We start from the raw sequence: 19049 nt of genomic DNA, 5'->3' as shown, positions 1-19049 counted from the left end.
TAACCTATTAGGAAATAGTAAATTATCAGAAAATAACAAGCACCTGTTAATTTTTACCAACTAATAAAGACAATTTAAAGAAATATACAAAAGGATTTATTTAGAAAAAACTATATTGTGGTCACTATCTACATCAACAACTATTTTATCTTCTGCTTTAAACTCTCCATCTAGTAGTTTAAGTGCTAGAGGATTTTCTAAGTTGCTTTGGATAGCTCGTTTAAGTGGTCTAGCACCAAATACAGGATCAAAACCAGCATCAGCTAATTTATCCATAGCTTTAGCAGTTACTTCTAAACCTATATTTAGATCTCTTAGACGTTTTTCTAAGCGCTTAATCTGTATCTTAGCTATTTCAGTTATCATCTCTTTGTTTAGAGGTTCAAACACAATAGCATCATCAATCCTATTTACAAACTCAGGTCTGAAGTGGCTAAGTACCATTTCCATTACAGCATCTTTGACTGTGTCATAGTCTTGACCTTGCATTTCTTGGATTCTATGCGAACCAAGGTTAGAAGTCATAACTATTACAGTATTCTTAAAGTCAACTGTTCTGCCTTGACCATCAGTTAGTCGCCCATCATCTAATACTTGTAGCAAGATGTTAAATACATCTGCGTGAGCTTTTTCAACCTCATCTAATAAGATTACAGAATAAGGTTTTCTTCTAACATGTTCAGTCAGATAACCGCCTTGCTCATAACCCACATATCCTGGAGGAGCACCTATCAATCTAGCTACAGAGTGTTTCTCCATAAACTCAGACATATCTACTCTAAGCATTGCATCCTCATCATCAAATAAGAATTCTGCTAATGCTTTTGTAAGCTCAGTTTTACCTACACCTGTTGGACCTAAGAACATAAATGAACCTATAGGTCTATTTGGATCTGATAATCCGGAGCGAGATCTTCTCACAGCATTTGATACTGCTTTTATAGCCTGATCTTGGCCAATTACTCTCTTATGTAGGAAGCTTTCCATGTTTAGAAGCTTATCTTTTTCTCCTTCCATCATCTTAGAAACAGGTATGCCAGTAGCTTTAGAAACTACATCAGCTATTTCATTTTCTGTAACAGATGTTCTTACAAGTTTATTTTCAGAGGGTTCTGCTTCAGTATTTTCAATTTGTTTAATTTGAGCTTCAAGTTCTGGAATTTTACCATATTGTAGTTCAGCCATTTTGCTCAAATCACCAGCTCTTTGGTATTTCTCCAGCTCAAACTTAGCTTTCTCCAACTCTTCTTTTAGCTTACTTGTACCTTGCATTTTAAGCTTCTCAGCTTTCCAAAGTTCCTCAAAGCCTTGATACTCAGATTCTAAGCCTTTGATTTCAGCCTCTAATATTTCTAAACGCTTCTTGGTAGCATCATCTTTTTCTTTTTTTAACTGCTCACGTTGCATTTTTAGCTGAATAATTCTACGGTACAAGCTCTCCATTTTTTCAGGTTTAGAGTCTATTTCCATACGAATTTGGCTAGCTGCTTCATCCACTAAATCAATAGCTTTATCAGGTAGTTGTCTATCTGTGATATATCTATGTGATAATGTAGCAGCACTCACAATAGCAGAGTCTGTAATGTTTACACCATGGTGCAACTCGTATCTTTCTTTCAGACCTCTAAGTATAGCAATAGTATCTTCAACAGTTGGTTCATCAACTAGCACTTTTTGGAATCTTCTTTCAAGTGCGGGATCTTTTTCAACATACTCACGATATTCATCTAAAGTTGTTGCACCAACACACTTTAGCTCACCTCTAGCTAGAGCTGGTTTAAGCATGTTACCAGCATCCATAGAGCCTTCTGCTTTACCAGCACCTACCATAGTATGTAATTCATCTATAAATAGAATCACATTACCTTCTTGTTTTGATAATTCTTTTAAAACAGATTTTAATCTCTCTTCAAAATCTCCTCTAAACTTAGCACCAGCTAATAATGAACCCATATCTAAAGATAATACTTTTTTGCCTTTGACCCCTTCTGGTACTTCATCATTAACTATTCGTTGAGCTAAGCCTTCTACAATAGCAGTTTTACCAACACCTGGCTCACCTATAAGCACAGGGTTGTTCTTAGTTCTTCTTTGTAATACTTGTATAGTTCTACGGATCTCACTATCTCTACCTATAATTGGATCAATCTTTCCTTTTCTCGCTAAATCTGTCAGATCCACTGTATATTTATCCAATGCGCCTTTCATATCTTCTTGATTTTGACTACTCACTTTCTCTCCTCCGCGATAATCATTGACTGCTTTTGTCAGTTTTTCTTTTGTAATACTAAACTTGTTATATAGTCCAGTTAAACTTTTGTCTTCTAAAGAGGCTAACAAGAAAACTTCACTTGAAATAAACTCATCGCCATTTTTATTAGCAAGCTCTTGCATCTTATGTAATGTAGCTATCAAATCTCTAGATGGAGCTACTTGAGGATTACCTTCTCCTGATAGTACTGCAACGCCATCCACCATATCATTTACAGCTTTTGCAAAGTTTTGTATATTAACACCACAAACACTAAGAATTGATGCAACAACACTATCATTTTGCTCCAAAAGAGCTTTTAGCATGTGTGCTGATGTAAACTCAGTAGCTTTTTGCTGAAAAGCATAAGATTGAGCCTCTGCTAATGCTTCCTGTAGTTTTATTGTAAATTTATTTATATCCATTATTTCCCCCTAAGAAATAGTATCTGTTATATATTTAAGGATACTTTGCTATTTTTCAAGTAATAAATTAAGCTTATTGGAAAAAAAATATAGATAAGTTTTAATATGTTTTATTGGTGTTTTTGTTTTACATTTTTAACGAATAATAAATAGTACTTGTAGCTTGTTATCAAGAGTTCTAAAATACAGTTCTAAATATTTTATTAACTTATAAAATGAATATATTACAAAACACTTTTACTGGTTGGAGTAAAAGAGAGGTTAGCTGGCTAATTAGCTGTATAGTATTAACTATTATTGCCGCATTTATTAGTGGAAGTAGTGCATTTATACTCATATTCTCTGTTATTAGTATTACAAATTTAATATTAGCAGCTAAGGGAAAAGTTTTTAATTATGTTTTAGGGTTTATAGCAGCGGTTATGTACGCTGTGATCTCATATCAAAACCAAGTTTATGGTCAATTACTTCTTGCGGTACTTTTTTTGTGTCCAATACAGTTTTATGGTTGGTATAACTGGACTAGACCCAAAAACACAACTAAAGAAAAACATATAAAAATCAAAAAATTAACGAGATTACAGTTTATAAGTATTTTGGCTTTTATAGCTGTGGTATCTACTATATATGGGTACTTTGTTTTACATCTATATTTTGGTCAAAATGTGGGGTTGGTCGCAGATGCTATTGTTGAAGTTACTTCAATTATAGCTTTTATACTTACAGTATTGTTATTTAAAGAGTTTTGGATACTCTGGTTGGCTGTAGATGTTTTGACAATTTCAATTTGGGTTGATGGGATTTTGGATTCAGCAATTACTATTGCAATTATTCCTGTTATTATTACCAAAATTGTAGCATTAATAAATGCTATCTATGGCTATATAACTTGGAGAAAGAATTATAATTTACAAAAGCAAAGTAGTCTTTAATTATTTTTAGTTGCGGCTTTCATTTCTTTAACGAAACATTCAAGTTCACTAAGCATTATCTCTTTATTTGAGAGATTGTTTTGAATTATTTTTACTGTTGCAGAACCTGAAATTGCACCAGCAGCACCTGCTTTGATAGCTTGTTGTACTTGCTCAGGTTTAGAGATACCAAAACCTAAGATTGGCTTGGGTGCATTATATTCTCTAAGTTTAGCTAACACATCTTCTACGGGCATATTTGCTGCAGTTTCTGCACCTGTTACGCCAACTCTTGAGAGCAAGTAAGTATAACCACTTCCAAGTTCAGAAATTTGTTTAAGAGTAGTCTCATTAGCATCAGGCGGAGCAATAAATATCTGAGAAATACCCACTCTTTTAGCAATATCACGAAACTCTTTAGATTCATGAGCTGGTAGATCAGCTATAAGTATAGAATCAACACCTGCAGCTAAACATTTTTGATAAAAATTCTCTATACCATTTGCATAAACTAAATTAGCATAAAGCAATAAGCCAATGGGGGTATGAGGGTATTTTACTCTTATTTTTGTGAGGATATCAAAATAATCTTTAGGAGTTACGCCACTCTCTAGGGCACGAATATTTGCTTCTTGAATTGTTGGTCCATCTGCTAAAGGATCAGAAAAAGGTATACCCAACTCAAGAGCATCGGCACCTGAGCTAACTAGAGTGTCGATAATCTCAAGAGATAGTTCTTTATTCGGGTCGCCAATTGTTACAAAAGGTATAAAAGCACCTTCACTTCTTTTCTCTAAACTTGCAAAAAGGGTTGTGTATCTATCCATTACTAAATCTCTCCCTTTTCTTTTAAAATGTCATGTACTGTAAAAATATCTTTATCACCACGCCCAGATAAATTAACAACCAAAAGTTGCTCTTTTTCAGGATTGTCATAAGCAAGTTTAAGAGCATATGCTAAGGCGTGAGATGATTCTAGAGCCGGGATAATTCCCTCTTTCTTACAAAGCAATTTAAAAGCATCTAACGCTTCATTATCAGTAGCAGATGCATATTCAGCACGACCTATTGCTAGTAAATGGGCGTGCTGTGGACCAACAGAGGGGAAATCTAGACCTGCTGATATAGAGTACGACTCTTCAATTTGTCCGTCAGCATTTTGCATTAATGGCGCTTTCATACCAAAAAATATACCAGTTTTACCATGCTTGAGAGGCGCTCCATGTTCACCAGTTTCAATACCTTTACCAGCAGGCTCTACACCTATCAGTTGTACACTAGTTTCATCAATAAAGTCAGCAAACATACCAATAGCATTTGAACCACCACCAACACAGGCAATCACAGCATCAGGTAATTTACCTTCTTTAGCGAGAATTTGTTGTTTAGTTTCTTCACCGATCATTCTTTGAAATTCCCTAACAATTGTTGGAAAAGGGTGAGGTCCTGCTGCAGTTCCTAATAAATAATGAGCTTTGTTATAGTTTGCTGACCAATCTCTTAGTGCCTCGTTACAAGCATCTTTAAGCGTTGCTGAACCGCTATGTACAGGTATGACTTCAGCACCCATTAATTTCATTCTAAAGACATTAGGGCTTTGGCGCTCAACATCCTTAGCACCCATATATACTCTACATTTTAGATCAAGTAGTGCGCAAGCCAAAGCAGTAGCAACACCATGTTGACCAGCTCCAGTTTCTGCAATTATCTCTTTTTTACCCATTCTCTTGGCTAATAGAGCTTGACCAAGTACTTGATTGGTTTTGTGAGCACCACCGTGTAGTAGATCTTCACGTTTTAGATATAATTTAGTTTTTGTGTTTTTGACTATATTTCTAGTTTTTGTCAAAGCAGTTGGACGACCTGCATATTCTTGTAAAAGTTCTTTAAACTCTTGTTTAAAACTTTCATCAGCCTGTGCTTTTATAAATTCATGCTCTAGTTGATCAAGAGCAGGCACAAGTATTTGTGGTACAAATTGACCACCATACTCACCAAAATAAGCATTTAGTTTTGACATTTAAATACTATAATTAAATTTTAATGCTTATATTATCGCTAATATTTGTTGCAAAGGCTAGAGTAGAAAGATGCTGATATCAATATTATTTTAAATTGTAAATTTTAGAAAATTTATCATCCAAATAATCAATATAGTATTTAGCGTTTAGATATTCTCCACACATATCATGGATAATTTCATCAGCAGGTTTTAGACTGCCAAATTGGTGTATATGCTTAGTTAAGAAGCTCAGTATTAGTTCTAGTTTATTTTCTCTAATTGCAGCATTTACATCAAATTCTTTATTCATGTAGTAAAAAATCTGTGAAGCATACGCACTACCAAGAGCATAAGTTGGGAAATAGCCAAACAATCCAGCAGACCAGTGAACATCCTGTAATATCCCATCAGAGAAATTATTTGGAATTATGCCTAAGTATTTTTGATATTTATCATTCCATAGCTTTGGCAACTCGCTAACATCGAGATTTTTTTCAAAGATTTCTTTTTCTATTTCAAAGCGTACTAGTATATGTAGGGAGTATGTTAATTCATCTGCTTCTACACGAATTAGGCTAGGGCTAACTTTGTTAATAGCTCTATAGAAGTCTTCTTCATTAGCACTAGTCAAGTTTTCAGCAAATAAGTTTTGTAATTCACTAAAATTACTATCCCAAAATGCTTTATTTTTACCGACTAAGTTTTCATAAAATCGTGACTGTGATTCGTGTATGCCTAAGCTAACACCAGTGCCTAATATAGTATCATAAATATTATCACCGATATTTTGCTCATACATGGCATGACCAGTTTCATGGATAGTACCAAATAATGAAGAAGTAAAAAGATCCTCAATATAGCGTGTTGTCATTCTAACATCATATTTATTGAAGTTTAGAGTAAATGGATGAGCACTTTCTTTTAGAATACCGCTATCAAAGTTAAATCCTAGTTGCTTAGCTATTTTGTGAGAATACTCTTTTTGCTTATCAATATTATATGGTTTATCAATGCAGCTAGTATTAACTTGCTTAGCATCTTTTATCTTTTCTAGAAGAGGTACTATTCTTTCTTTTAGATTGTCAAAGAAAGGTTCTAATTTTGCAACAGTCATACCCTCTTCATAATCATCAAGAAGCACATCATAGGGGTGCTCATTATAGCTAATTCTTTCGACATACTTTTTTTGATACTTTATAATCTCTTCTAAATATGGAGCAAATACTTCAAAGTCATTATCTTTACGAGCTTTTGTCCAAATATTTTGAGCTTGTGATAGTAGTTTGTTGTATGCGACATACTCATCTTTTGGTATTTTGCTTAGTCTATCTTTTTGCTTTGTTGTTAGATACACAATCCTTTTGTTAGTCTCATCAAGTGCTGACAAGTTGTTATTTAGGTACTTTAAGCTTTTAGTTATTTCTTCACTATTAGTTATTTCATAGATTTTTTCACTGAAAAAACCAATAACTTCAGATGTGGTGTTGATTGAATTTTTGGGAGCTTCTGTTTCTAAGTCCCAGTGCATTAGAGAAATTACGTGATTATATTTCTTCTTTTGAGATAGGTTGTCCTTGAGTATCTGGAGCTGACTTTTGATTTCGCTCATTTTTTTCCTTCGCCTGCTGTTTTCTTTCATTAGAAATAGTACGTCTTAATAGAGTATCATATATTGGTTTTTGATGATGAATATATGTCAGCATCGACGCACTAAAGCAAGTTATCATCAGAGGAAGTAAAAGGTGGAAGTTCCAAGTCATTTCCATTACTAGTACAATACCAGTCAGTGGCGCACCTACTGTTGCAGTAAATAAGGCACTCATCCCAGCTACAGCAAAGACACCGGCATCAATATTATACTCAGGGAAAAGCTGAGCTATAGATAGACCATAGGCTAGACCAAAAACAGTCCCAAGAGCAATCATCGGTGCAAATATACCACCTGTAACACCCGTCCCATATGAGAAAATTACACCGGCAAAACGTAGAGCAAATAAAACTAAAAGCATTTTGATAGATAGGTTGTAGTCTAAAGCATTTGCTATAACTATGTATCCACCGCCCACAGCATTTGGAGAAAGTACAACACCGACACCAAATACTATACAAACAGTTATAACTAGAGTCCAGTATCTTCTCTTAGATCCATCTGAAAAGAAGTTTGCGACTTTGATAATTGATTTGTTAAATAGTAGTCCAAAGTAACCAAAGATAATACCCAACACCATAAATAACCAAAGAGTATTTTGTGGAACTGCACTAAATGTCTCGACACGTATTGCAGGGGGATTGCCCATAATAGCTCTAGAAACAATAGTACTCATTATACAAGCTACAAGAACACATTTTATTGCTGAAACACTAAACCTAAATTTCCTATTCATTTCTTCGATTACAAAGACAATCCCAGAAAGAGGTGTGTTAAATGCAGCAGCTAAACCAGCACCAGCACCAGCAGATATTACAGCGTTTGCATACTTTTTGGTAAGTTTAAATCTATCTACAAAGAACTGCGCTAATGCAGCTGCCATGTGTATTGAAGGACCCTCTTTACCTAAACTTAAACCAGAGCCTAAAGAGAAAAGGCCACTTACAAATTTTACAGGAACTACTCTTTTACGTAATTTTCGACATCCTTTTAGCGCTCCTTCTACTTCTTGGATACCACTACCACCAGCTTCTTTGGCAAACTTTCTAACTATAAGTATTGATATCACTACCATAGTTATAGTTAACGAAACAGACATTATGATTTCGATAAATAGATTACCACCACTTAAAGAAAACAACATCTTTTTAAGTTCACTAATAGAGTCTAGGATTAATTGGAAAAATGTTGCAAATAGGCCTACTAATGTTCCTATAACAGCGCCAGATAATACTAACACCCATATATGGCGATTGTTTTTATAATATGTGTCTAGTACTTTATTACTCATGATAATACAGTAATACTGGGTCAGTTCAGAATTAACACAAATTATACATATTTGAAAGTTTTTAAAAAGAAAAAGTTGACCAAAAATCGATAAATACTTATCTAGGTTATATTTTTGGTTATAGCATTTGCTATATTTATAGAATCTTTCTCGTCACCGAGAGTTCCGACTCGAATTTTTATCTCAGTAGAGCGGTTACTTAGACTAGTCAGATTAATAGTTACATCATTGCCATTCTGAGATGCTTTGACTTCAGCTGTTTTATCTTTATATGATTGGCTAAGTAGAGAAAACTGTTTATCCATTTGCATAGTTTTGATAGTTGCATTGTATACAGAGCGGATATCTTTGGGTACCTCAATTATATAATCACCATTTACATAATATACAGCACCACCAGCAACAACTGCTGCTCCTATTAAAATTGCAGTGGCAACACAACTATTCAGAGATATCAGCATGATAACTGATAAAATGATAAAGTGAGCTTTTTTGAACATTACTAAGAAGCTTTATATACGTTAGCCTGAATTTGATCCATAAGTTTTGATGACATCGCTTGATCACCAAAAGTTCCAAACTTGATAGTTACTTTAGATATTTTATCAGTAAGACTATCTATCTTGATACTAAAGCTTGTACTATCTATCTTAGTAGCACCCTCGATATCGGCAGATTTTTTAGTTTTATCAATATCTTTTGACACCAGAACGAAGTCGTTGTTATCATTAACTGCCTTAAGAGCTGCCTTATATACAGCAATGTAGTTACCTTCTATATTCATAGAATAGTTACCTTCTACATAGGCAACAGTACCACCACCAACAGCAACAGCAGCTACAATACAACTGTTCAATGTTAGTGCAGAGGCAGATATTGTTGTTGCAATAAGAAGTTTTTTAAAGATAGTCATTTTAGTTAACCTTTAAATTATAGATTTTTTTGGATTTGTCCCATTAGTGTAGCTGACATTGCTTGATCACCAAATGTACCAAATTTGATGGTTACTTTTGATGCGTTTTTAGTAATTTCACGTATTTCAATATAGAAATCAGTAGAGCCTACTTTAGTTTTACCTTTGATATCAGTTTTAGTTGGAGCTACATTTTTCTTAGTAATCGCTAAGTTGTCATTTTCACTAATAGCTTTAAGAGTTGCATTAGTAACATCTTTTATACTACCGTCTAAATTCATTGAATACTTACCATCAACATAAGCAACAGTACCAGCACCTACTGCACCAGCTACAACTAACCAACAACTACTTAGTGATAATGCTGATGTTGCAAGTAAAGTGGCAGTTAATATTTTTTTTAGTTTCATAATTTGATCCTCATATTAAATATGTTATAACAAGCATAAGTGATAATATATCTGCTTTTAGACATAGTCAATTATTTCTTTATCTTACTAATAGCTTAACACTAGTTATGTGTATTATTTATAGATCACCAGTTTTTTTATTCAAAAATACAAGTTATTATAATCTTTAAAAACTTATCTTTAATAGAACCATGATTCATCTTCTTGATTTTTGTACAATGGTTATTAATCTTTTGTGTACCTTTTTATTAGCAGGGCTATATATTATTGGTTGGCCTGTGGGTATAGTTGGCTTGATTATGAGTGCGGGATTGTTTTCAATAAGTGGCTTATATGCTGATGCTATATTGCAGATGATTCTTTTGTTTAGCTTTGGATACGGTTGGTATAGTTGGCAACCCAACTTTAGTCACAAAAAGATAGTTGTTCATAGACTTAAAATCATTGGTTGGTTAAAAGTTCTAGTAAGTATTGGTGTGTTTGGTTTGGTGGTTTCTCAGCTACTTATAAATTATACAGACTCAACAACGCCATATATGGATGGTTTTACAAGTGTGGCATCACTTGTTTGTGTTTTTTTAGCGAGCAGGAAAATAATAGATAACTGGATGATATGGATGGTTGTTGATTCCACTTATGTACTGTTATATATGTATAAAGATTTACCATTTGCAGCTATTACTACATTTATATATCTAATTGTGGCAATATACGGCTATATTCATTGGAAAAAATTAATGTATATATAAATGATATTAGATGCACATGTCCACACAGATAAATATTCATCAGAGGATTTAAACAAGGTAGTTAAAGAGTGTCGAACCTATGATATAAAGCTCTTATCTGTTGCAATGTGTGTTCCATCATATATTTCGATAAAAGCCCTGAGCGATAACTATGATTTTATTATTCCATCATTTGGTATTCATCCATGGAAGGCGGATATATATGTACATGATCTTATGTCTTTAGATAAATACTTGTTTGAGAGTAAATATATAGGAGAGATTGGTTTAGATAAGAGGTTTTTGGATTATGCGGCTCCATTTGATGATCAGCAGCAAGTATTTGAGTATATAGTCTCGCACTCAGCTGTAGATAATAAATTACTAAACTTACATACAAGTGGAGCAGAGCTAGAGGTTTTGCAAACTTTAGAGAGATATAAGCGATATAGGTTTATTGTCCACTGGTATGCAGGAGATCTTGATGTGTTGGATAAATATTTGGCATTAGGTGGCCATTTCTCAATAGGTGTTGAGATTCTATTTAGCGAACATATTAGAGATATAACTAGACGAATACCTTTGGATAGAATCTTAATAGAGACAGATAATCCCTCATCATACTCTTGGCTATTGGGTAAGGAGCAAAATGATGGTATGCCAACTTTACTATTTAAGGTGATTAATAAAGTTTGTGAGGTTAAGCAAATTTCAGTAAGTGAGTTTTTAAAAACTTTACAAGATAATCAGGAAAATATTTTACTTTAGCTAAATCTTGATTTGCTTAGTTATTTTTTTTGGTAGATACTTTAGTTAATAAGGTATAAGAGTTATAGGTTTATCATGCCATTGTATCCAGAAATAGAGCCATATAATCAAGAGTTTTTAAAAGTTTCAGATATCCATACAATATACTTTGAAGAGTGTGGCAATCCTAACGGTAAACCTGCACTATTTATTCATGGTGGTCCGGGAGGAGGTATTCAACCAAGTTATAGGCAATACTTTAACCCAGATAAGTATAGGGTAATATTGGTTGACCAGCGCGGATGCGGTAAAAGTACACCTTTTGCAGAGCTAAGAGAGAATACAACTCAAAATTTAATTGAGGATTTTGAAAAAATTCGTAAAAAATTGAATATTGATAAGTGGATGCTTTTTGGCGGATCCTGGGGTAGTACTCTAGGGTTGGCTTATGCTCAAGCTTACCCAGAGGTTGTAACAGAGCTTGTTCTAAGAGGTATATTTCTTGGGCGAGAAAAAGAGTTGTCGTGGTTGTATCAGCATGGTGCTAGTATGGTATTTCCTGATATGTGGGAGAAATATATAGAGCCGATTCCTGTAGAGCAAAGAAAAGATTTTATATCAGCATATCATTCAATACTTACAGGTGATGATGAGAAGCTAAAGCAACAAGCTGCTGTAGCGTGGAGTGTTTGGGAGGCATCAACAAGTAAATTATTTGTAGATAAAAAATCTATAGATAGATATGGAGAGGATAAGTTTAGCTTGGCCTTTGCAAGAATTGAATGTCACTATTTTAAAAATAAATTATTTATAGAAGAGGCTCAATTATTGAATGAGGCATATAAGATTAAAGATATTCCTGGTGTGATAGTGCAAGGTCGCTATGATATGGTCTGCCCAGCAGTAAGTGCTTGGGATTTGCATAAAGTTTGGCCGAAGGCAGAGCTAGATATTATAGCAGATGCTGGTCACTCTATCAGCGAACCGGGAATTTTAGAGGCTTTAGTCAGAGCAACAGATAAATTTACAGATTAATTATTAAAATAATAGCATCTTTTTGTTTCTAACTTACCTGCAAGTTAGAACTTCATAAAAAACATCGACTCTGCGTTGCAGAATCAAGTTCTAATTAGTAGTTATAAAATCAACTTTTTTGCTATAAAAAACTTTTATCTAAGATCAGTGCGATGTTAGACTCGATTCTAACACTTAATTAAAAGTGTAATTAAAGAGGTGCATTTGTTATATCTCTAGTGTTAGGCGCATAAACCCCTATGATCACTAGAAAGGATAGAGCTAATGCCGAAAGACTATCCAAGTTTATGATTGGTAGTCTTGGTTCTGATATTGAAAGGTAGCAGAACTGTCATGTCGTTTAAAAAAATGTATCGACGTGGAGTGCTTTAGTTTGTGTATTTATTTCTCAAATTTTATGTTCTCTCGTCTGATATATAGCTGTTAGATGGGAGAGCTAATATGTCAGAAACAATTGTTGCCAAATTTGGTGGCACAAGTGTAGCAAATCAACAAGCTATTAGACAATGCGCTAATATAGTTAATTCAGATAATAGAATAAAGCTGGTGGTTGTAAGTGCTCAGTCAGGCATTACAAATCTACTGATTCAATTAGCAAATAATAAAGATAATTCAAGAATAGAAGAAATTATAGAACAGGTAAAATCTATAGTTAATCCAATATTAGAGTCTATTGATTCAGAATATGTAACTACTTCTGTAAGTAATATGATTGCTGAGCTTAGAATGTTTGCAAATATGGCCACTTATTTTAGTGGTAAGCAACTATCAGATTCTATCTTAGCTTTTGGAGAGATTGTTTCTTCTATTCTGGTTGCTAATATTTTTAATCAAAACGGTATAAATACTTATCATTTAGATTCAAGAGCGATCCTTAAAACGAGTAGTAATTTTGGTTGTGCTAGCCCAGATTTATCGGTTTTAGAAACTAATACTATGGAGCATATTATACCTAAAATAAGGGAGGGTTATGTTTGTGTTCTGGGAGGGTTTATTGGTTCAGATGCTCATGGGAACACTACAACTTTGGGTAGAGGGTGTGGTGATTATTCTGCAGCTTTATACACACAAGCTATAAAAGCGGCTCAACTAAAAATTTATACGGATGTAACAGGTATTTATCAGGCTGATCCAAGAGTTGTTCCTAGTGCTAGCTCTTTAGGCACTTTAGGATTTAGTGAGGCGGCAGAATTAGCTACTTTTGGAGCTAAGGTTGTTCATCCTAAAACATTTTGGCCAGCAATGACTAGTAATTTTGATGTTTATATTGGTTCAACTTTTCAACCAGAACTTGGTGGTACTTTAATCACACAAAAAGCGGATTCTAATAGAAACATCATAGCTGTAGCTGAAAGAAAAGATCAAACTCTATTAACTATAAAAAGCTTTAATATGTTTGGCTCCCAGGGTTTTTTGGTGAAAGTCTTTAGTATTTTAGCTAACCATAATATCGCGGTTGATTTGGTTTCCACTAGTGAGGTAAGTGTCGCAATCACTTTAGATAAACTTGGAAGTCACTCGATGGGTGATGATTTAGTAACTCCAGAGCTTTTAAAAGATTTAGAGTCTATAGGTAATGTGAATATTAAAGTTGAAAATGATTTATCTTTAGTTAGTGTCGTCGGTAGTAATTTACACCAAATAAATGGTGTTAGTGGAGAGCTTTTTAGTAGCCTTAAAGACTACAATATTAGGCTTTTTACTCATGGAGCTAGTGAAAATAGTATATGTATGCTTGTAGCTAGTAAAGATGCGCAAAAAGTCGTTAATAATGTTTACAGTAGTTTTTTCAGCTAGAGGAGAGAGAGATGAGAGTAGCTATAGTTGGTAATGGTAAAACAGGGTCTGCAGTAGCAGGTCTTTTACCACAAGATGAAATATCAGGAATACATGACTCAAAAAATGTATTAACAGTAGAAGCACTACAAAATGTAGATGTAGCTATAGTTTTTGTTAACGCAAAAATATTACAAGAGCTTTTGCCTATATTATTAGAGGCAAATACTCCAGTGATTTGTGGTACAACAGGTTATAACTGGGATCAGGCTTTTATTAATTATATAAATCAAAATCAGAAAACTTGTGTTGTTGCCAATAATTTTAGTTTGTCTATGGTGATTGTGAGAAATATTCTGGCGTCATTAGGTCAGTTAAATCAATTACATGAAAATACTGATTATTCAATTACAGAAAAGCATCATGTACAAAAAGTTGATACTCCTAGTGGTACGGCGGTATCTTGGAGAAATTGGTTAAATATAGGGGATGTATTTATAGAGTCTATTAGAGAGGGAGACATAAAAGGACAACATCAAGTTAAGGTAAATACACCTCATGAAACAATAGAATTTAAACATACAGCTCATGACAGAAGCTTGTTTGCTGAAGGAGCTATATGGGCAGCAAGAGAAGTGCTTCAAAGAGGTATTACCGGATTTGTTTATTTTGATGAGTTAGTAGGAGAGAGATTATGTCTATAGATATTAATAATAGATTATATACTGCATTAGTTACCCCGATGTTTGAAGATGGTTCTATTGACTGGGTTAGTTTTGAGAATTTATTAAGGGTTCAAGAATATCAAGGATGCGGGCTTTTAATACTTGGTAGTACAGGTGAGGCTTTAGCTTTAGATTTTGATGAGCAGTGTGAGGTTGTAAGATTTGTAACTAATTTAAATCTTAATGTTCCAATAATGGTTGGAGTTGGCGGTTTTCAGTTGGCTAAACAGCTTCAGTGGATAGAGTTTTGTCAGAAACAAAGAGTAGATTGCTTCTTGGTTGTTACTCCTCTTTATGCAAAGCCTGGGTCAGCTAGTCAGACTAGTTGGTTTAAGGCAGTTTTGGATAAAGCAGAAAGGCCTTGTATGCTTTACAACGTTCCTTCAAGAACTGGAGTAAATTTAGCTGAAGAAGTTTTAACAAGTTTACGAGATCATCCTAATCTTTGGGCATTAAAAGAGGCTTCTGGTGATGTGCGGAGGTGTGCTCGTTATCAGGAGTTAGCTCCAAATCTAACTATATATAGTGGAGAGGATGGATTGTTGCCAGAGCTAGCTGATGTTGGTGCTAAGGGTCTTGTGTCGGTTATATCTAATATATGGCCAGAACAAACAAAAGAGTATGTTAAACAAAGTCTTGCTCATCAAATAGCAATAACAGATAAAGTGATCTGGGAAGTTGCAACGAGATCTTGCTTTAGTGTCACTAACCCGATACCTGTTAAGGCATGGTTAGCATATAGTGGTGTCATTACGACAAACACTTTAAGAGCGCCGCTTTTAGCTAATGAACTTGAGGATTTAAGTTTATTAATAGGAGCTGATAGTTTAGTTAAAGATTGGTTCAGCCATATATAAATAGAAAGCGGAGAGAAGTTTATAATGAATTGGAAAAATATTATTGAAGAATTAGAGGCCGGAAGACTAAGAGCGGCGATACAGTTAGAAAATGGTGAGTGGATTGCAAATCAAGATGTTAAAAAAGGTATATTAGCAGCTTTTAAAGCTGGGCATAATGTTGAGCTCTCAGGATCCTATTCTGGATTCGTTGATAAAGATAATTTACCAGTCAGAAATTTTAGTGTAGATGATGGCGTTAGGCTAGTACCTGGAGGTTCGTCGGTTAGAGCAGGAGCTTATGTGGCACCATCTGTTATTATTATGCCCCCAGCTTATATTAATATAGGAGCATATGTTGACTCTGGGACTATGGTTGATAGTCATGCTTTGGTTGGATCATGTGCTCAGATTGGTAAGAATGTACATTTATCGGCAGGAGTTCAAATAGGTGGTGTTTTAGAGCCGATAGGGATGAATCCTGTGGTTATTGAGGATGATGTGTTTGTTGGTGCAGGTGCTGTTATCGTTGAGGGTATTGTAGTTGGAAAAGGTGCTGTTATAGCGCCATCTGTTGTTTTATCAAAAGGTGTAGCTGTTTATGATGCTGTGAGTGATAAGGTTTTACTCAAAGGCTCAAAAATTCCAGAAAATGCAGTAATCATTCCAGGTAGTAGACCAATTAGAACTAGTTGGGCTCAAGAAAATGGTCTTCAAGCTTATTGTCCAATCATTATTAAATATAGAGATGAGAAAAGTGACGCTTCATTAACACTAGAAGAGATATTGAGGTAGTTTAATGAATATAGAAGTACATAGAAGTAACCTAGATAGTCTATGTAAAGAAAATGAAGCTCCTTTCTTTTATTATGACCTAGATATGTTAGAGAAGCATGCAAAAGAGTTACAGAAGTTACCAGTAAAGTTATGGTATGCACTAAAAGCAAATCCTCTATCTAAAATAATTAAAGTCTTCGATGAGCAAAATATAAATTTTGATGTCGCTAGTATTGGAGAATTAGATCAAGTTTTATCCCAAGGAGTAGATCCTAAGAATATTCTGCATACAGGTCCAGCTAAGTCATATTCTCAACTAGAATATTTTCTAGCTCAAGGCGTTAGAATTTTTGTAATCGAGAGCATAAATCAATTTAAAGATTTATCAGACCTTGTAGAAAAAAATAATATAAATGTTGAGGTTCTTTTGAGAATACAGCTTGTATGGAATGATCAAGAAAGTAATGTTCTTGGAGGAGGAGGTTGCGTAACTCCTTTTGGATTATCAATAAATGATTGGAAAGACCTTTTTGATAGTGCTCCAGATATTTCTAATAATATGTCTATAATTGGAATGCATTGTTTTCAATGGGGAAATATTCTTTGCTTAGATAAACTATCTCAAATATGGAAGACAATAACGAAATCTTTGTTAGATTTAGGTGAAGCTATTAATGTTTCTTTAAAAATTATAGATTTAGGAGGTGGTATAGGTGTTCCTTACAACTCTAGTCAAAAAGCGGTGTCAATCAATGATTTAATATCTTGTTTTAATAATCTTAAAAAAGAGTTTCCTGACATAGAGTATTGGTTAGAGCTTGGTAGATATGCTGTTGCAGAAAGTGGAGTCTATATAACTAAAGTTGTGGATAGAAAATCAGTAAATAATATTAATTTACTCGTAACTGATGGTGGCGCTCAACATTTAGTCAGACCAGCATTAACTGGAGAAAGCTTTCCAATAGAGTTACTCAGAGAAGAATCTTGTAGCGAGACTAATGACTTTCAAATCCATGGACCTTTATGTACAAGCTTGGATAGGGCTGGCATTGCAAGCTTGCCAAAAGATATAGGGCTAAATGATTATTTAATATTTAAGCAAACTGGTGCATATGGTTTTACAGAGAGTATGCCATTCTTCTTATGCCATAATTTACCAGCGGAGATAATTTTTTATAAAGGGCATCTTCAAACTGTTAGGCAGAGTAAAAAGGCATCTAGCTGGTTAGTATAAAAAATATAAGGTCAAATAATGCTAAAAATTAGTAATAAAGTAAAAAGTATTGAGGTATCAGCTACAGTTGTAATGTCTGAATTAGCAGCAGAGTTAAAGCAGCAGGGAAGAGATGTGATATCTCTTTCTATAGGAGAGCCAGGGTTTTTCTCACCGGATTGTGTCAAACAGGCTGCTAAAAGAGCTATAGATAATAATATTACTAAGTATCCTCCAATAGATGGAATTTCTGAATTAAAAGAAGCCATAGTTAAGAGATATAAAAGAGATTATGGTTTAAGTTTTAATAAAAATCAGATTTGTGTGACAAGTGGCACTAAGCAAAGTATACATAATATTTTTACATGTATTTTTGATGATGGGGATGAAGCTATATATTTTGCACCGTATTGGGTATGTTATCCAGAACAATTAAAATTAGCTGGGGCAAAATCAGTTATAGTAAAAACCCATGCTGAAAATAATTTCCAATTAGATATTAAAGAAATTGAAAAAGCTATAACATCTAAAACAAAAGCTATTATTCTAAACTCCCCTAACAACCCTACAGGTGTTGTTTATTCAGAAGAAACATTGGCATATTTTGCACAGTTAATCAGGAAATATCCAAATATATGGATTATCTCAGATGAAATATATGATCAAACTTTATTTGATGATGTAGCTATTTCTTTATTACAGATTGCTCCCGATTTATCTAGTAGATTTATCATAGCAAGTGGAATGTCCAAGGGTTATGCTATGGCAGGTTGGAGAGTTGGCTACGTTATAGCTCCAGAAATCTTAAAAAATGCTATAGCAAAACTACAATCTCAGACTACTGGAGGAGCTTGTTCAATATCTCAGATGGCATCTATAGAGGCTTTAGCTTTAGATAATAAGTATTTAGAGAGATATACATCTGCTTATAAAGAAAGAGTAATGTATGTTTATGAGTATTTAGATAATATGGAAGGAGTTGAGGTGGTAAGACCATCGGGGACTTTCTATCTTTTTCCAAAAATACAGAAGTTGTTACAAAAGACTAAATTCAAAAACGATATAGAATTTTGCTTAGCTTTATTAAAAGACCAAGCTTTAGCTATAACACCTGGAAGTTTCTTTGGCTTAGAAAGCTATATAAGAATATGCTGTGCTGATGATTTAAATATTTTGGCAGGAGCTATGACAAGACTTACCACATTTATTGAAAGTGCAATAGATAGATAAAAAAGTATTATTTTTTTAGATAAGTAGGATATTTGTTTTTTTGTTATAAAACAGGGTGAATGTGCTGTAAAGTGGCAAAAAGGCTATATAAACGGTGCTTTTAGGTATTGAAAAAGGTGTTGAAATAAAAA

Annotated in this window: 18 protein-coding genes and 1 riboswitch; of the genes, 10 read left to right on the top strand and 8 right to left on the bottom strand. The window is 34.0% G+C overall.

Features of this window, described 5'->3' with window-relative positions; genetic code table 11:
- Positions 1–96 precede the first annotated feature (96 nt).
- Complete coding sequence (gene clpB, locus IMS64_RS08990; RefSeq protein WP_211490480.1) at positions 97–2676, bottom strand: ATP-dependent chaperone ClpB; 2580 nt, start codon at positions 2674–2676, stop codon at positions 97–99.
- Positions 2677–2891: 215 nt separating this feature from the next.
- Here clpB and pnuC (IMS64_RS08985) point away from each other — a divergent pair, with 215 nt between their 5' ends.
- Positions 2892–3608 (top strand): nicotinamide riboside transporter PnuC, encoded by a 717-nt coding sequence (gene pnuC, locus IMS64_RS08985; protein WP_004286886.1) that lies wholly within the window; start codon positions 2892–2894, stop codon positions 3606–3608.
- Here pnuC (IMS64_RS08985) and trpA read toward each other — a convergent pair.
- The 7 genes from trpA to IMS64_RS08950 all read right to left on the bottom strand — a co-directional run bounded on the left by trpA (position 3605) and on the right by IMS64_RS08950 (position 9851).
- A complete protein-coding gene (gene trpA / locus IMS64_RS08980) occupies positions 3605–4414 on the bottom strand; it encodes a tryptophan synthase subunit alpha (protein ID WP_211490479.1) in 810 nt (269 codons plus the stop codon). The genes pnuC (IMS64_RS08985) and trpA overlap by 4 nt on opposite strands.
- Positions 4415–4416: 2 nt before the next feature.
- On the bottom strand, positions 4417–5607 hold the full coding sequence (gene trpB, locus IMS64_RS08975; RefSeq protein ID WP_088821761.1) for a tryptophan synthase subunit beta: 1191 nt from the start codon (positions 5605–5607) through the stop codon (positions 4417–4419).
- An 85-nt stretch (positions 5608–5692) separates the two neighbouring features.
- The gene (locus IMS64_RS08970; protein WP_211490478.1) at positions 5693–7198 is read right to left on the bottom strand and encodes a carboxypeptidase M32; all 1506 of its coding nucleotides are present in this window, start codon (positions 7196–7198) and stop codon (positions 5693–5695) included.
- Complete coding sequence (gene clcA, locus IMS64_RS08965) at positions 7134–8528, bottom strand: H(+)/Cl(-) exchange transporter ClcA (protein ID WP_200150747.1); 1395 nt, start codon at positions 8526–8528, stop codon at positions 7134–7136. Before clcA ends, IMS64_RS08970 begins: the two co-directional genes overlap by 65 nt.
- 101 nt (positions 8529–8629) lie before the next feature.
- Positions 8630–9028, bottom strand: a complete 399-nt coding sequence (locus tag IMS64_RS08960) for a DUF3568 family protein (RefSeq protein WP_035737195.1) — start codon at positions 9026–9028, stop codon at positions 8630–8632.
- A 2-nt stretch (positions 9029–9030) separates the two neighbouring features.
- Positions 9031–9441, bottom strand: a complete 411-nt coding sequence (locus tag IMS64_RS08955) for a DUF3568 domain-containing protein (RefSeq protein WP_004286893.1) — start codon at positions 9439–9441, stop codon at positions 9031–9033.
- A 17-nt stretch (positions 9442–9458) separates the two neighbouring features.
- A complete protein-coding gene (locus tag IMS64_RS08950) occupies positions 9459–9851 on the bottom strand; it encodes a DUF3568 domain-containing protein (RefSeq protein ID WP_211490477.1) in 393 nt (130 codons plus the stop codon).
- 191 nt (positions 9852–10042) lie between these two features.
- Here IMS64_RS08950 and pnuC (IMS64_RS08945) point away from each other — a divergent pair, with 191 nt between their 5' ends.
- From pnuC (IMS64_RS08945) to IMS64_RS08905, 9 genes are all read left to right on the top strand, one after another.
- Entirely contained in the window at positions 10043–10600 is a 558-nt protein-coding gene (gene pnuC / locus IMS64_RS08945; RefSeq protein WP_042517055.1) for a nicotinamide riboside transporter PnuC, read from the top strand.
- Positions 10601–11347, top strand: a complete 747-nt coding sequence (locus IMS64_RS08940; RefSeq protein WP_211490476.1) for a TatD family hydrolase — start codon at positions 10601–10603, stop codon at positions 11345–11347. It begins immediately after the preceding gene.
- A 75-nt stretch (positions 11348–11422) separates the two neighbouring features.
- Positions 11423–12361: a prolyl aminopeptidase gene (gene pip / locus IMS64_RS08935; RefSeq protein ID WP_159183914.1), complete on the top strand. Its 939-nt coding sequence runs from the start codon at positions 11423–11425 to the stop codon at positions 12359–12361.
- A 185-nt stretch (positions 12362–12546) separates the two neighbouring features.
- Positions 12547–12738, top strand: a riboswitch (Lysine riboswitch).
- A 64-nt stretch (positions 12739–12802) separates the two neighbouring features.
- A complete protein-coding gene (gene lysC, locus IMS64_RS08930; protein ID WP_211490475.1) occupies positions 12803–14158 on the top strand; it encodes a lysine-sensitive aspartokinase 3 in 1356 nt (451 codons plus the stop codon).
- Positions 14159–14169: 11 nt separating this feature from the next.
- A complete protein-coding gene (locus IMS64_RS08925) occupies positions 14170–14841 on the top strand; it encodes a 4-hydroxy-tetrahydrodipicolinate reductase (RefSeq protein ID WP_211490474.1) in 672 nt (223 codons plus the stop codon).
- On the top strand, positions 14832–15719 hold the full coding sequence (gene dapA, locus IMS64_RS08920; protein WP_211490473.1) for a 4-hydroxy-tetrahydrodipicolinate synthase: 888 nt from the start codon (positions 14832–14834) through the stop codon (positions 15717–15719). The genes IMS64_RS08925 and dapA overlap by 10 nt, the downstream gene beginning before the upstream one ends.
- A 24-nt stretch (positions 15720–15743) precedes the next feature.
- Positions 15744–16493: a 2,3,4,5-tetrahydropyridine-2,6-dicarboxylate N-succinyltransferase gene (locus IMS64_RS08915; protein WP_211490472.1), complete on the top strand. Its 750-nt coding sequence runs from the start codon at positions 15744–15746 to the stop codon at positions 16491–16493.
- A 4-nt stretch (positions 16494–16497) separates the two neighbouring features.
- Entirely contained in the window at positions 16498–17709 is a 1212-nt protein-coding gene (locus IMS64_RS08910) for a PLP-dependent decarboxylase (RefSeq protein WP_211490471.1), read from the top strand.
- 18 nt (positions 17710–17727) lie between these two features.
- Complete coding sequence (locus tag IMS64_RS08905) at positions 17728–18918, top strand: pyridoxal phosphate-dependent aminotransferase (protein WP_211490470.1); 1191 nt, start codon at positions 17728–17730, stop codon at positions 18916–18918.
- Positions 18919–19049 lie beyond the last annotated feature (131 nt).

The sequence above is a fragment of the Francisella philomiragia genome, from assembly GCF_018135955.1.
Taxonomy (GTDB): domain Bacteria; phylum Pseudomonadota; class Gammaproteobacteria; order Francisellales; family Francisellaceae; genus Francisella; species Francisella philomiragia.
The sequence above is the reverse complement of the archived record's forward strand: the minus strand, read 5'-3'. Positions and strand labels throughout refer to the sequence as shown.

What these genes read in the sequence shown, in the direction of transcription:
- clpB (WP_211490480.1), bottom strand. Translation starts at nt 2,676, where the DNA reads ATGGATATAAATAAATTTACAATAAAACTACAGGAAGCATTAGCAGAG.
- pnuC (WP_004286886.1), top strand. Translation starts at nt 2,892, where the DNA reads ATGAATATATTACAAAACACTTTTACTGGTTGGAGTAAAAGAGAGGTT.
- trpA (WP_211490479.1), bottom strand. Translation starts at nt 4,414, where the DNA reads ATGGATAGATACACAACCCTTTTTGCAAGTTTAGAGAAAAGAAGTGAA.
- trpB (WP_088821761.1), bottom strand. Translation starts at nt 5,607, where the DNA reads ATGTCAAAACTAAATGCTTATTTTGGTGAGTATGGTGGTCAATTTGTA.
- IMS64_RS08970 (WP_211490478.1), bottom strand. Translation starts at nt 7,198, where the DNA reads ATGAGCGAAATCAAAAGTCAGCTCCAGATACTCAAGGACAACCTATCT.
- clcA (WP_200150747.1), bottom strand. Translation starts at nt 8,528, where the DNA reads ATGAGTAATAAAGTACTAGACACATATTATAAAAACAATCGCCATATA.
- IMS64_RS08960 (WP_035737195.1), bottom strand. Translation starts at nt 9,028, where the DNA reads ATGTTCAAAAAAGCTCACTTTATCATTTTATCAGTTATCATGCTGATA.
- IMS64_RS08955 (WP_004286893.1), bottom strand. Translation starts at nt 9,441, where the DNA reads ATGACTATCTTTAAAAAACTTCTTATTGCAACAACAATATCTGCCTCT.
- IMS64_RS08950 (WP_211490477.1), bottom strand. Translation starts at nt 9,851, where the DNA reads ATGAAACTAAAAAAAATATTAACTGCCACTTTACTTGCAACATCAGCA.
- pnuC (WP_042517055.1), top strand. Translation starts at nt 10,043, where the DNA reads ATGATTCATCTTCTTGATTTTTGTACAATGGTTATTAATCTTTTGTGT.
- IMS64_RS08940 (WP_211490476.1), top strand. Translation starts at nt 10,601, where the DNA reads ATGATATTAGATGCACATGTCCACACAGATAAATATTCATCAGAGGAT.
- pip (WP_159183914.1), top strand. Translation starts at nt 11,423, where the DNA reads ATGCCATTGTATCCAGAAATAGAGCCATATAATCAAGAGTTTTTAAAA.
- lysC (WP_211490475.1), top strand. Translation starts at nt 12,803, where the DNA reads ATGTCAGAAACAATTGTTGCCAAATTTGGTGGCACAAGTGTAGCAAAT.
- IMS64_RS08925 (WP_211490474.1), top strand. Translation starts at nt 14,170, where the DNA reads ATGAGAGTAGCTATAGTTGGTAATGGTAAAACAGGGTCTGCAGTAGCA.
- dapA (WP_211490473.1), top strand. Translation starts at nt 14,832, where the DNA reads ATGTCTATAGATATTAATAATAGATTATATACTGCATTAGTTACCCCG.
- IMS64_RS08915 (WP_211490472.1), top strand. Translation starts at nt 15,744, where the DNA reads ATGAATTGGAAAAATATTATTGAAGAATTAGAGGCCGGAAGACTAAGA.
- IMS64_RS08910 (WP_211490471.1), top strand. Translation starts at nt 16,498, where the DNA reads ATGAATATAGAAGTACATAGAAGTAACCTAGATAGTCTATGTAAAGAA.
- IMS64_RS08905 (WP_211490470.1), top strand. Translation starts at nt 17,728, where the DNA reads ATGCTAAAAATTAGTAATAAAGTAAAAAGTATTGAGGTATCAGCTACA.